This is a genomic window from Proteus columbae (assembly GCF_009914335.1).
Taxonomy (GTDB): domain Bacteria; phylum Pseudomonadota; class Gammaproteobacteria; order Enterobacterales; family Enterobacteriaceae; genus Proteus.
The window spans coordinates 2617250-2630391 of sequence record NZ_CP043925.1 but is presented as its reverse complement, the minus strand read 5'-3'; the positions used below and the strand labels follow the sequence as shown (position 1 = coordinate 2630391).

Genomic DNA, 13142 nt, shown 5'->3' with positions numbered 1-13142 from the left:
ATTCTACGTCAATAACGTAGTCGATAAACTGTTGTAAGTTTGATGTTAGCTTTAAAGGTGTGAGCGCCTAATTTTATTATGCTCAGATAGTGTTGCTGTGGCTTTTTTAAATAAATGAGATAAACACAGCAGCACGTCCTTCATTCCTAATAATTCGGATAGATAAATGGATTGGCTCTTTTCAGATGGCATCTACCTTCTTCTCTTCTTTGTTGCTTTAATCGCAGGTTTTATTGATTCGATTGCTGGTGGTGGTGGGTTAATCACTATTCCAGCTTTGTTATCAGCAGGGGTTCCGCCTGTTCAAGCTCTAGCAACGAATAAACTGCAATCGGTAGGTGGCTCGTTTTCAGCTACGCTCTATTTTATACGTCGAAAAGTTATTGATTTAAAAGCGCAGCGATTTGCAATTTTAATGACTTTTATTGGTGCGGTTTCTGGTGCCATGTTGGTGCAGTTTATTAATCCAGAAATCCTTAAACAAGCGCTTCCTATTCTTACCATAGCTATTGGTCTCTATTTTCTTCTTACTCCATCAATAGGCGCTCAAGACAGTAAACAACGTATTGGCTACTATACATTTGGTGCAGTGCTTGGTGGTGGTGTCGGTTTTTATGATGGTATTTTTGGACCAGGAACAGGCTCTTTTTTCGCTTTAGGTTATGTCATGTTACTTGGGTATAATCTCTCAAAAGCGACGGCTCATGCTAAGTTACTTAACTTCACCTCTAACTTTGGCTCTTTACTGTTTTTTATTATTGGTGGGCAGGTTATTTGGACTATTGGTTTAGTTATGCTTTGTGGGCAGTTTATTGGTGCTCGCTTAGGTGCAGGTTTAGTATTAACAAAAGGGCAAAAATTAATAAGACCTATGCTGGTCATTATCTCCTTTTTGATGAGCATCAAACTCATACATGACAATCATGGTGATACTATTGCACTTTGGTTTTCTGCACTTTTTAATTAGGAATAGATGGTTTTTAAATGTCAGCACATCATTATCAACAGTTAATTGATATCTTTAATCAATGTTTTAGCGAAAGTTTCCAAACCCGTTTAGTTAAAGGGGATGATGAGCCGATTTATTTGCCTGCAAATGAAGAGACACCTTATCACCAAATTATTTTTGCTCATGGTTTTTATGCTAGTGCATTACATGAAATATCACATTGGTGTATCGCCGGAGAGGCTCGTCGTCAACAAGTTGATTATGGTTACTGGTATTGCCCAGATGGACGAGATGAAACCACTCAAGGACAGTTTGAAGTTGTAGAAATCAAACCTCAAGCATTGGATTGGTTATTTTGCCAAGCTGCTGGTTATCCTTTTAATGTCAGTTGTGACAATTTAGAAGGTAACTTTGAACCTGATCGCTATGAATTTAGAAATAAAGTTAGAGAACAAGTACTCGCTTATTTACGAGATAAAAACACGCCACCTCGTGCACAGCTATTTATTAATGCGTTACATTTGTTTTACAATACCCCAGAGCTAACGGAAGAGATGTTTCCTTATCAGGAAAATCCTTTAGTTAATTAAGGATTGCGAGAATAACTATCGCCTATCCACTGTGAAGGTTTTACCCAATAGGGTGGAGTCTGAAGTAGTAAGGTTGCTAGAACATACGTATTTATGCTTTGCTAATACAAGGTAAATATAAAAAAGTAGCAACATTATATATTGAGGATAAATAATGCTTTCTGAGTATGAAGCGTACTTATTAGATAAAATTGATAGCCGTGTTGAACATGCCTCTGACGATGAGTTATTTGCAGGCGGGTATTTGCAAGGCCATATTACACTGGCTATTGCTGAACTTGAGCAAGAAAATAACACACAGTTAGAAGCGTTAAGAACGCGTGTAGAAGAGAGCATTCAAAAGGCGATAAAAGCAGGCGAGCTTTCACCTCCAGATCAAGCGTTAGTTTTGTCTACATGGCATGATTTAGTTAACTCAATTAATTAATTCGGCATGTCTACTAAGAGAACAACCGGCATAAATCGGTTGTTTTTTTCTTTCTTAAAATCTTATTAAGATCACAGCCTCTAAGTTATATTTAAGATATTTACTGTTGAATTAGATTGGTTTTTATACAAAAATTGATCCTTACTATTTATCAATTGTTTTTATTTGATTTTTCAAAGTCGATGTATCTCTCATTGATTAAGCATAATAGTGCTATCTTTTGTAACTCCTTGCCATTTCTGTAAAATTACTTTTAAATGTTTTTTAGGAATGTTTCTCGGGATGCAAATGATTTGCATAGAATATTTATGATAAGGATAACGATACGATGAAAAATTTCTTTAAAATAGGACTACTGACTAGCGCTGTTTTATTTTTATCTGCTTGTGATCAATTTGATTTAGATAATAAAAAAAATAAGTTTTATTACAGTAATCCAAGTGAAAAAGTCATTAGTTTTAGCGTCGATGATAAAGAATATCAGGTAGAGCCGGGTAAAAATGGCTACATAACGCTGTCACCTGGTGAGCATAATTTAAAAGATAGTGCCGGTAATGATGCTCGATTTATGGTTTATGATAATAATAATGGTGGCATATTAAATCCTGATAATTTTATGTATTACACCCTTTCTGAAGTTTATGCAGTAAAGGGAAAAACAGATCAATTTAAACCTGTCGATTACCCAGTTATTATTAATGGCTATGAATTTGAACTTCCAGTGCGTAGTACTAATGCCACATTAATTGATGGTAATGTTTTTCAGTGTACTTATGCCTTAGGCGAGCCATTTCCTAATGAAATTCGCACTCGCAATAAAAATAATGACGGTAGCATAAAAAACAAATGCTTTGATAAACCTGAATTTATTAAATATATTTCAGCGGAATACGGTAAAGATTTAGCTCCGTTTACTCAAGAAGATGAATATAACGATTCTGTTAATCTTGATTTAGACTATATGTTACCGACAGCAGAATTTACTGATCCTGATATTCAAGCTGAAGCAGAAGAGCTAGTTTCATTATTAAATCAAATTCAAGAAAGTGAAGATCCGAAGATCCATAACACATTAAAAGATAAACTTTATAAGGCGACACTGGCTGTCTCTAGCGCGTATGCTAATAGAGCCGTGAAAGACTCTGTAGAAGACAACAAGTATTATAATCAGTTTATGGAAGAGAGTGGTAAATTTAAATCTTATGGCATATTACCTAAAGATTAACGATTTAAAAAATAAGAAATTATTTTAGCTTTAACATAAGCCATCCAACGGGATGGCTTTTTAATAAATTAAGCATAAAAGTATAAAAACACCTGAGCTGGAAAAGAGATGACAACAACACAAAACGAAATAAAAAATAACGATATTACTCTTCGCCCCACACAAATTGATGATGCAATTAAATTACCTGCTATCGAGCAATCAGCAGGGCAACTCTTTAGTACTTTAGAAGATTTAAGTTGGATAAGTGAGAGTGGCGTACAAAGTGTTGAAAAACATTTAGCCTTTATTAATCATAAAGGGCATTGGGTGGCTGTTAATAGTGAAAATGAACCAGTTGGTTTTATTATGACGATGCCATTACCTGAAAGTTTATTTATTCATGAGTTGTCAGTGAGTGAAGCTTGGCAAAATAGAGGTATTGGTAAATTACTTATTCAAAAAGTAAAAGATGAAGCAAAGGCACATCAATTTAGTGCCGTTACGTTGACGACATTTCGCCATGTTCCTTGGAATGCGCCGTATTATCAACGCTTAGGTTTTTCTATTTTGTCAGAAAGCGAAATTCCTCATTCTTTGCAAGAAATCTTAAATAATGAAGTTGAAAGCGGGGGTTTTGTAAAAGAAACGCGCTGTGCCATGAAATTTGAGGTTTAGTTTTTTTATACAAAGAAACGTTTTTTAGCTAATGGTATATAAGATAGAAAGGTAATATATTCGTCATTAAATGTAGCTACATTGTAGCTACATTTATGGCGTTTGGAGGTATGATATGAGTTATTTGGCTAAAATATTTTCTTTTATTATTAATAATCATTTCAATTAAGTGCTTCAATACTACTTATCACCTTGGCTATTTCACTTCAATCGGTTTTCCTCGTAGTAATGCTCTTACCCAAAAACGATTAGGGTGTAAGGCATTCAATACATCATCTTCAACCGGAAAAGGTTCATCAAAAATTTGACTTGCCAGAATTTCAGCTGATAAAGGCGCTGAACATAATCCACGAGAGCCCAACGCACTGATAATATAAAGTTGATGATAAGCAGGAGCTAAAGCGGGTATTTGTCTTCTACGCTTAAATCTATCTAAGTGCGTGTATGCCACGCGCAATTTTTCGAAATCAGGTACTTCGCCTAATAACGGTAGGTGATCGCGAATAGTGCAACGAATCCCAATTCGCGCTTCATTTCGGCTAAAATCAACTTCTTTAACCCAAGGGGCTTTTGCTAAACACTGTATAAGATGAGCTTGGTTATTTTCTTGCTCTTGAGTCGAAATAGCTAAATCTAATCGATCGCGACGAAAGCTTGCTCCTACACAATGCAAATTATCTTGGTGATCAACAGGCGTAAAATAGCCATCATAACAAAGTACCGTTTTTAGTTTTGATAATGCCTTTGTTGTTGGAATATGGCTAACTTGACCTCTAACTGCGCTAATGGGTAATTTTGCACTTTGAGTAAAGTCTGTGATTCGGTGTCCATTTGCCAAAATAACGCAATCATATTGTGATTGAAATTGTGTCGCACTCACTCCATCGTGATGAACAATATCTAAGCACCAAGATGCTTTCTGCGCACTTATTTGAGTGACTTGATGATTAAATCGCAACGTTAAACCTAATTGTTCAGCGTATTTTAATGTATTGATCGTGAGCTCAGTCGGTGAAAGCCATCCCGCTTGTGGGTAAAACAATGCATCACAATTAACATCTACTCCGCTGAGTTTATTGATTTCATTTTCATCGAGATAACATGCTATTTGAGCAAAAGGTATAGAATTATCCATAATTCTCTGTGCTTTTTTACGAACTTTCTCGTTATAAATAATCTGTGCGACACCAGACCATTGATGTGAAAAAGGAATACCTGCTTTACTCAAATTGTCATAAGTGCGATGAGCAAATAGAAATGCGGTTGTGAAAAATTGTTCTAGTTCATCGGATTTGCCATTAAGTAAAGGATATAACACACCTTGTCGATTGCCTGAGGCATTAGTTGCAGGTTGTTTATCTTCACAATATAAGGTGACATTGGCGCCTCTTCTTAGGCACGAAAGTGCCGTAAATGTGCTGGCAATACCGCCACCTATAATTGCAATATTCTGTGCTTTGGTTGCACTTGGCCTTGCATAGTAAGGGAGAAACTCAGGGGATGGAGTATGTGGAAAAACACCTGTCAGCATCTCTCTTTTTTGACCAAATCCTTTGATTTTATTTATCTCAAAACCAGCACTTTGCAAACCTCGTTTGACGATCCCTGCGGCGGTGAATGTTGCAAATGTACCGTTTTCTCTCATTGAATCAGCCATCGATTGAAAGAGAGTTTCACTCCACATTTGTGGATTTTTAGAAGGAGCAAAACCGTCTAAGAACCATGCATCCACTTTGTTATGTAGCGCTTGGCGAGTTTGGGGTAACAAGGTGTTGATATCACCAAACCATAAATCCAATGTGATTGTTCCATCAGCAAGAATAATGCGGTGGCAACCTGCAATGGCTAATGGCCATTGAGAACAAAGCGCTTGTGAATATTTTTCGAGTTCAGGCCAATGGCGATGTGCGGCTCGTAAATCACTTTTAGTCAGAGGGAATTTTTCGAAACTTACATAATGAAGGCGTTTTAAACGAGAATTAGGAGACGTTTGTCTAAATTGCTCGAAAGCTTGCCATAGTGTTAAAAAATTAAGGCCAGTACCAAATCCTGTTTCTGCGATAACACATTCAGAGCGTACATGTGTACCAAAACGTGATGGAAAATGATTTCCATGTAAGAACACATGTCGAGTTTCTTCTAGACCGTCTTGGTTTGAAAAGTAAATATCGCCAAATTGTTCAGAGATAGGCGTACCAAGTTCATTCCAACTTAAAGACGCAGTATTTATCGGGCTATTATTCACGGAACTGCCTGTATTTCTCGAAAAAATTATCCAACATCTTAGCGCTGTTAGGTAGCTTGTGCCAGCCTTAAAGGGGAAAGCGTTTTATTAGGTTATCTGTATTTTTGTAAAAAAGATCCTGATCGGACTTGTTCGGCGTACAACTGTACGCTAAAGTGCTAGTCAGAAATCCCGCAGCTACAACTATTATTGTAAAGAGGTATGAATGAAGCGCGCAGTGATCACGGGTCTGGGTATTGTTTCGAGCATTGGTAATAACCAGAAAGAAGTGCTGGATTCTTTAAAGGAAGGTCGTTCCGGGATAACTTTCTCAGAAGAATTTAAAGAGATGGGGCTTCGTAGCCACATTTGGGGCAACGTTAAGCTTGATACTGAAGGTCTTATTGACCGTAAAATCCGCCGTTTTATGAGCGACGCATCGGTTTATGCCTATTTATCTATGCAAGAGGCGATAGCTGATTCAGGTCTGACAGAAGACCAAGTTTCTAATATTCGTTCTGGCTTAGTCGTTGGCTCTGGTGGAGGTTCTCCACGTAACCAAGTACAAGGTTCTGATGGCATGAGAGCTAAAGGCCTACGTGGCGTAGGTCCTTATATGGTAACTCGTGCAATGGCATCAGGTGTTTCAGCTTGTTTAGCAACACCTTTCAAAATTAAAGGCGTTAACTATTCAATCAGTTCTGCTTGTTCAACATCAGCACACTGTATTGGTCACGCTGTTGAGCTGATCCAGTTAGGCAAACAAGATGTTGTATTTGCTGGTGGTGGTGAAGAGTTAAGTTGGGAAATGACCTGCGAATTTGACGCCATGGGTGCACTTTCAACTAAATATAACGAAACCCCAACCAAAGCTTCTCGTACTTACGATAAAAATCGTGATGGTTTTGTTATCGCAGGCGGTGGCGGTATTGTGGTTGTTGAAGAATTAGAACACGCATTAGCGCGTGGTGCACACATCTATGGTGAAATCGTAGGTTATGGTGCAACATCTGACGGTGCAGACATGGTTGCTCCTTCAGGTGAAGGTGCTGTGCGTTGTATGCAAATGGCGATGCAAGGTATTGATAAAGTTGATTATATCAATACACACGGTACTTCAACGCCAGTTGGTGATCTAAAAGAGCTTGAAGCTATCACGGAAGTGTTTGGCTCGCATACTCCAGCTATCTCAGCAACAAAAGCAATGACTGGTCACTCATTAGGTGCTGCTGGTGTGCATGAAGCAATTTATAGCCTACTGATGTTAGAGCATGGATTTATTGCACCAAGCATCAATATCGAAGAATTAGACGATAAAGCAATGGGGATGAACATCATTACTCAACCAACAGAACAGAAGCTGGAGACTGTAATGTCAAATAGCTTTGGTTTTGGTGGTACAAATGCTTCATTAGTCATGAGCAAATATAAAAAATAGTTAGATATACTTATATTTACTTATTAAAAAAAGCAGACTTCATTTTAATGGAGTCTGCTTTTTTATTTGAAATTTATTATGAAAAATAATTTATTATTCTAATAAAGATATTTTTCGAATAAAAATCATTAAAAAAAGATTATATAAATAACGTTTAAAAATACCTTTCCTAATAGTTACTCATTTTATTATTCTAATAAAATAGACAAAATTTGTTAATGTATTGTTTATATTGAGAAAAATAAATTAGCTTCATTTTATTTCAATCGTTTAATTTAATTCTATCCAAAATCATTAATTATTTTGTTTTATATGGAGTTAGGTGAATGGAAAAGTTGAATAAGACAAAAAGAGTGCAAAAAAATTGATCTGGGTTATTTTATTACAAATAAGTAGGAGCTATTTAATATAAAAGTTGGTAATGTTTGCCTCGGATACTTGTATTACTTTATATTTTATACTTTGATTTCTTGTGTCAGTTTTATTTATTAAACCTAGCATATGAATGTGACCGGCTAAGAATTTAGCCGGCATTTTTTTATTGTTGTCTTTTTGACATTGACTCACATCTCCTGATGACAATCTGCTTTTTTCTGAGCAGACTGACGTCGGAAATTCAGTGGTGTTCTAAGTTGTTGCACTAAGAGCACACCTAGTAACACAATACCACCACCCACTAAGTGATAACTATGCATTTCTTCACCGAGAAGCGCGATAGCAATCATTGCAGTAAATAATGGCATTAGGTTCATAAAAATAGAGGTCGTATTTGCACCTAATTTCATCACACCTAAAATCCACAGATAAGGTGCAAGAATAGAAGCTCCGATACCTGCAAAGATAACTAATCCAATATTATCTTTTGTTAACGCAACACTTTCGGCAAGAAAGAAGTTTGGCAATAATAACAGAACACCAAATCCAATTTGCACATAAAGTGATTGCCAGTTAGGTAGTGCAATTGACCATCGTTTTGTTAATACACCGTAAAGGGCGTATGACGCCGAAGCAATAAACATCATCAGCTCACCATAACCCAAACCTTGAGAAAGCAATTGAGAGGGTTCGCCACGGCTAATTAGCCAAACTAAGCCACTAATTGAAAGCACTGTGCCTAAAACAATACCTACCGTAGGTACAACACGTAAAACAAAAATGCTAATAATAACGGTTAATAATGGGATGAGAGAGTTCAGAATCCCCATAAATGTTGCGCTAACATAGTGTGCCGCATAATAAGCTAAACTTTGGTACATCACCATCCCTAATGCACCAAGAATAAATAATTTCCACCAATATTGTTTGACGGTTTTACGATGATGCCAAACTGGCATGACCAAAAAAGGTGTCATAATTAAAAAGGCGAGGAACCAACGATAAAAAGAGATTGCAGCAGGATCGATAACAGACGCGGCTGCTTTATTGACGACTGCATTAATGGACCAGATTAACACCGCTAAAAGCGGAAAAATTGCGTTTTTCATTGTTCTCACATCTATTTTTAAACCAGGTCGCTATTGTAAGTCTGTCTGATTAGATATATATAATGAAAACCAGACAATAGATAGGCCAATAAAGACAACATGACAAGAGATCAACATAAAGATGACAATTGAACAACAAAAAATGCAATGGTTATTGTCTGATCCAGATACAGTTCGATTTCGTGATGAGCAACTATTAGCTGAAACAGAGTTTGTTTATCATCAACATGATTTTGGTCAGTTACTTTATGTGATTTCTGGTGTCATGGATTTAGAAGCTGGAGGACAGCGGTTTTTAGCGCCACCAGAATTTAGTGTATGGATACCCAAAAATGTAGGGCATGCTAGTTACAATAAAAAAACACTCTCTTTTAAGGTGCTAGATATCGCGCCAAGTTGGTGTGATGGATTATTAGATAAACCTTGTTTGATTCAATTAAGTGCTATTTTTTCAACCATATTTTCCGACTTTTTTCATCGTGGTGTGTGTAAACCACAAACAGAAGAAGATTTTCGTTTAGCTCAAGTACTGATTGATCAACTTAAAGTTTCGCCAATACATCATACTTATTTACCGTCTTCTAAAGATAAATTACTTGCTCCCATACTTTCTGTATTAGAGCAGGACCCAGCGGATAATACCTCGTTAGAAGAATGGGCTAAAAAGCGTTATACCTCAGAAAGAACACTCTCTCGTCGTTGCCAACAAGAATTAGGCATGTCATTTAGTGAATGGCGTAAGCGCCTACGCTTTTTACATGCAATTTCTTTATTAGAACAAGGGAAAAGTGTGAATGAAATAGCATTTGATGTGGGATATAGCTCTTCATCCTCATTTATTGCGATGTTTCAACAATATGCTGGCACAACACCAGAACGTTTTCGTCGATTACCCAATTGTTAAGCCTTCTTTTCATATATTTACTTAAAATCTAGGCGGATTTTACTGTCAATAATAGGCTTTACTGTGAATAAGTGGCAAAATAGATCGCTTAATTTTGTTTTTCGATTGATTGTTTACACACATAAATACCAAATCAGTGAGATAACACCGTGAAAATTCTGGTTGATGAAAATATGCCTTATGCGGAACAACTTTTCCGCCAATTAGGTGAGGTAAAAGCTGTTTCTGGTCGCCCATTACCTACTGATGAGCTTAATGATTCTGATGCCTTAATGGTGAGATCAATTACTAAAGTCAATGAATCCTTATTATCAGGCAAGCCAGTAAAATTTGTTGGAACCGCGACTGCGGGTTTCGATCATGTAGATATTGCATGGTTAAAACAGCAACAAATTGGTTTTTCATCAGCCCCAGGTTGTAATGCTATCGCGGTTGTTGAATATGTATTTTCTGCTCTGATGATGTTAGCAGAGCAAGATAACTTTCAATTGACCGATAAAGTCGTTGGTATTGTTGGTGTGGGAAATGTGGGCGGTCGATTAGCAACACGCCTTCGCGCATTGGGTGTAAATGTTTTACTTTGCGATCCACCAAGAGCGGATAATGGTGATGATGAAGAGTTTCATCCCTTGGAAACATTGTTAGAAAAAGCAGATATTCTAACTTTCCATACACCTCTCAATAAATCAGGCTTATACAAAAGTTATCATTTAATTAATGAGAGCAACCTCGAAAAATTACCTGAAGGTCGTATTTTAATTAATGCGAGCCGTGGCGAGGTTGTTGATAATCAAGCATTATTGTCTGTACTTGAGAAAGGTAAATCCTTACGCGTTGTGTTGGATGTTTGGGAGCCAGAGCCAGATCTCTCTATTGAGTTATTAAATAAAGTTGATATCGCAACACCACATATTGCGGGTTACACCTTAGAAGGTAAGGCGCGTGGTACAACTCAAGTTTTTGAAGCTTATTGTGATTTTATTGGACAACCTCAAAAAGTTGAATTATCAACTCTGTTACCTGCACCTACTATTTCCACCATTTCAGTACAAGGTGAGTTAACACAAACACTTTTAAAACAACTTATTCACCTTGTTTATGATGTGCGTCGTGATGATGCTCCATTACGAAAAGTAGCAGGAATAAAAGGGGAGTTTGATAAATTACGCAAATTTTATCCTGTTCGTCGTGAGTGGTCTTCACTCCATGTCATTTGTGACAATCAAACTACGGTTGATATATTAAATGCAATTGGCTTTAGTGCTACATATAAAAGTACTACACACAAATAAAGCAAAATATTATTTTTAAAAATTTATGTTATTGGAGGATATCTTATGGGAGAAGGTTGGAATATTGCAGTTGTTGGTGCAACAGGCGCTGTCGGTGAAGCGATTTTAGAACTGCTACAAGAGCGTGAATTTCCCATTGGTGAATTAACTGCAATCGCAAGTGAAGATAGCATTGGAAAATCGGTGCGTGTAAACAGCAAAAGTGTTGCGGTTCAAGATATTCACAATATCGAGTGGGCTGATATTCAATTAGCTTTCTTTGCCGCACCAACAGAAATCAGTGCGCAATATGCACAACAAGCGGCTGATGCTGGCTGTATTGTTATTGATTGTAGTGGCATTTTTGCAATGGATTGGGATATACCATTGGTTGTTCCTGGCGTGAACAGTGCAATGCTAGCGGAATACCGTACTCGTAATATTGTTTCAATAGCTGATAGCATGGTAAGCCAATTATTACGCGCCATTAACCCATTAACAGAATCTGCGGGTTTAACACGCCTTAGCGTGACAAACTTAATGTCTGTTTCTCGTTTTGGAAAACAAGCCGTAGATGAACTGGCAGGGCAAAGTGCCCGTTTACTTAACGGTATTCCTCCTGAATTAGGTCGTTTTAATAAGCAATTAGCATTTAATATTTTACCTTTAATGGTTGATGACGAAGGCTCTATACAAGAAGAGCGTCGCATGGTTGATCAAATTCGTAAAATTTTGCAAGACGAAGGTTTGCCTATTTCTATCACCACATTACAAGCACCCGTTTTTTATGGTAATGCGCAATCCGTGCAATTAGAAACATCTCGTCCAATGGGGAGTGATGAAGCGCGTGAGACATTACAAGAAAATGAAGATCTGAATATCAGTGATGAAAATGATTTTCCAACACAAGTGACTGATGCTTCAGGCAATGTGAGCTTGAATTTAGGTTGCTTCCGTAATGATTATGGTATGCCAGAAGCCTTACAATTTTGGTCAGTAGCAGATAACGTGCGCTTTGGCGGGGCATTAATGGCTGTTGAAGTAGCAGAGCAATTAATGCAGGAGCAGTTTTACTAATGAATGTGCAAGTGAGTGCTGAAGTGACAGAACAGCCCTTGACTGAGTCAGCGGTTGCCTCTGAAAGCACAACAATCAAAATTGCTTTAGGCGTTGAATATGATGGTAGTCGCTATTATGGCTGGCAACGCCAAAATGAAGTGCGTAGTGTACAAGAACGGCTAGAAAAAGCACTTTCACAAGTGGCTAATGAGCCTATATCGGTTTTTTGTGCTGGAAGGACAGATGCTGGTGTGCACGCAACGGGGCAAGTTGTCCATTTTGAAACAACGGCACATCGCAAAGATCCCGCTTGGACTATGGGAGTGAATACCCATTTGCCTGCGGATATTGCAGTACGTTGGGTAAAAACGGTTTCTGACGATTTTCATGCTCGCTTTAGTGCAACAGCAAGACGTTATCGCTATGTGATTTTTAATCATCGCTATCGTCCCGCTATCTTGTCATCAGGAGTGACACATTTTCATTATCCTTTAGACGCTGAACGCATGCATCAAGCAGCACAATGTCTACTGGGTGAAAATGATTTTACCTCTTTTAGAGCTGTCCAATGTCAATCTCGAACGCCATGGCGTAATGTTATGCATGTCAATGTTTCTCGATATGGTGACTATGTTGTCGTGGATATTAAAGCGAATGCGTTTGTTCATCATATGGTGAGAAATATTGTTGGCAGTCTTCTAGAAATAGGGTGTGGCAATCAGGATATTACTTGGATGGCTGAACTATTAGCCTTAAAAGACAGAACCAAAGCGGCTGCAACAGCCAAAGCAAATGGACTGTACTTGGTATCTGTGGATTATCCTGAGCAATTTGAATTACCAAAACCTGCAATGGGTCCACTATTTTTAGCGGATAACCCTATTGAGATATCTCAATCATAAAAACACCCAGTT

General features: G+C 37.5%; 12 protein-coding genes. 10 read left to right on the top strand and 2 right to left on the bottom strand.

The annotated features are described in order from the left end of the window. The first annotated feature begins 166 nt into the window (after positions 1–166). From F1325_RS12590 to F1325_RS12570, 5 genes are all read left to right on the top strand, one after another. Positions 167–967: a sulfite exporter TauE/SafE family protein gene (locus F1325_RS12590; RefSeq protein ID WP_109370925.1), complete on the top strand. Its 801-nt coding sequence runs from the start codon at positions 167–169 to the stop codon at positions 965–967. Between the two features lie 17 nt (positions 968–984). Beyond that, entirely contained in the window at positions 985–1539 is a 555-nt protein-coding gene (locus F1325_RS12585) for an elongation factor P hydroxylase (RefSeq protein ID WP_088495095.1), read from the top strand. A 154-nt stretch (positions 1540–1693) separates the two neighbouring features. Continuing rightward, a complete protein-coding gene (locus F1325_RS12580) occupies positions 1694–1966 on the top strand; it encodes a YfcL family protein (RefSeq protein ID WP_109370924.1) in 273 nt (90 codons plus the stop codon). Between the two features lie 328 nt (positions 1967–2294). After that, positions 2295–3191 (top strand): hypothetical protein, encoded by an 897-nt coding sequence (locus tag F1325_RS12575; RefSeq protein WP_160230537.1) that lies wholly within the window; start codon positions 2295–2297, stop codon positions 3189–3191. Positions 3192–3299: 108 nt separating this feature from the next. Next, entirely contained in the window at positions 3300–3848 is a 549-nt protein-coding gene (locus F1325_RS12570; protein WP_109370922.1) for a GNAT family N-acetyltransferase, read from the top strand. A gap of 196 nt (positions 3849–4044) precedes the next feature. On the opposite strand, the gene mnmC is transcribed toward F1325_RS12570, so the two are convergent. Continuing rightward, the gene (gene mnmC, locus F1325_RS12565; RefSeq protein ID WP_160230536.1) at positions 4045–6093 is read right to left on the bottom strand and encodes a bifunctional tRNA (5-methylaminomethyl-2-thiouridine)(34)-methyltransferase MnmD/FAD-dependent 5-carboxymethylaminomethyl-2-thiouridine(34) oxidoreductase MnmC; all 2049 of its coding nucleotides are present in this window, start codon (positions 6091–6093) and stop codon (positions 4045–4047) included. A gap of 205 nt (positions 6094–6298) precedes the next feature. On the opposite strand from mnmC, the gene fabB reads away from it, so the two are divergent. Beyond that, a complete protein-coding gene (gene fabB, locus F1325_RS12560) occupies positions 6299–7510 on the top strand; it encodes a beta-ketoacyl-ACP synthase I (RefSeq protein WP_109370920.1) in 1212 nt (403 codons plus the stop codon). Between the two features lie 563 nt (positions 7511–8073). Here fabB and F1325_RS12555 read toward each other — a convergent pair. Next, positions 8074–8994: a DMT family transporter gene (locus F1325_RS12555; RefSeq protein WP_109370919.1), complete on the bottom strand. Its 921-nt coding sequence runs from the start codon at positions 8992–8994 to the stop codon at positions 8074–8076. 121 nt (positions 8995–9115) lie between these two features. Between F1325_RS12555 and F1325_RS12550 the strand changes: the two genes are divergently transcribed. The 4 genes from F1325_RS12550 (at position 9116) to truA (ending at position 13130) form a co-directional block, all read left to right on the top strand. Then, positions 9116–9898 carry an AraC family transcriptional regulator gene (locus F1325_RS12550; protein ID WP_109370918.1) on the top strand — a complete coding sequence of 261 codons (783 nt, stop codon included), beginning with the start codon at positions 9116–9118 and terminating at the stop codon, positions 9896–9898. Positions 9899–10047: 149 nt separating this feature from the next. Next, positions 10048–11190, top strand: coding sequence for a 4-phosphoerythronate dehydrogenase PdxB (gene pdxB, locus F1325_RS12545; protein ID WP_109370917.1), 1143 nt, complete (start codon positions 10048–10050; stop codon positions 11188–11190). A 45-nt stretch (positions 11191–11235) separates the two neighbouring features. Continuing rightward, entirely contained in the window at positions 11236–12246 is a 1011-nt protein-coding gene (locus F1325_RS12540) for an aspartate-semialdehyde dehydrogenase (RefSeq protein WP_160230535.1), read from the top strand. Beyond that, the gene (gene truA / locus F1325_RS12535; RefSeq protein WP_244184985.1) at positions 12246–13130 is read left to right on the top strand and encodes a tRNA pseudouridine(38-40) synthase TruA; all 885 of its coding nucleotides are present in this window, start codon (positions 12246–12248) and stop codon (positions 13128–13130) included. The genes F1325_RS12540 and truA overlap by 1 nt, the downstream gene beginning before the upstream one ends. The last annotated feature ends 12 nt before the right edge of the window (positions 13131–13142 follow it).